This is a genomic window from Leclercia sp. AS011, from assembly GCF_037152535.1.
Lineage (GTDB): Bacteria > Pseudomonadota > Gammaproteobacteria > Enterobacterales > Enterobacteriaceae > Enterobacter.
Window position 1 is genome coordinate 1 of sequence record NZ_JBBCMA010000018.1, and the last position, 695, is coordinate 695.

Below are 695 nucleotides of genomic sequence, written 5' to 3' on the forward strand. Positions count from 1 at the left end.
CACGTTGAATATGACACCCCGACTCGCCACTACGCACACGTAGACTGCCCGGGCCACGCCGACTATGTTAAAAACATGATCACCGGTGCTGCGCAGATGGACGGCGCGATCCTGGTTGTTGCTGCGACTGACGGCCCAATGCCTCAGACCCGTGAGCACATCCTGCTGGGTCGTCAGGTAGGCGTTCCTTTCATCATCGTGTTCCTGAACAAATGCGACATGGTTGATGACGAAGAGCTGCTGGAACTGGTTGAGATGGAAGTGCGTGAGCTGCTGTCTCAGTACGACTTCCCGGGCGACGACACCCCAATCGTTCGCGGTTCCGCGCTGAAAGCGCTGGAAGGCGAAGCAGAGTGGGAAGAGAAAATCATCGAACTGGCTGGCTACCTGGATTCTTACATCCCAGAGCCAGAGCGTGCGATTGACAAGCCGTTCCTGCTGCCTATCGAAGACGTATTCTCCATCTCCGGCCGTGGTACTGTTGTTACCGGTCGTGTAGAGCGCGGTATCGTTAAAGTTGGCGAAGAAGTTGAAATCGTTGGTATCAAAGAGACTGCCAAGTCTACCTGTACCGGCGTTGAAATGTTCCGCAAACTGCTGGACGAAGGCCGTGCCGGTGAGAACGTTGGTGTTCTGCTGCGTGGTATCAAGCGTGAAGAAATCGAACGTGGTCAGGTTCTGGCTAAGCCAGGCTC

General features: G+C 55.3%; 1 protein-coding gene. It reads left to right on the top strand.

Annotated elements, in window-relative coordinates; all coding sequences use genetic code 11:
- A partial coding sequence (locus WFO70_RS22300) for an elongation factor Tu (RefSeq protein ID WP_337019399.1) occupies positions 1 to 695 on the top strand: 695 nt, incomplete at both ends.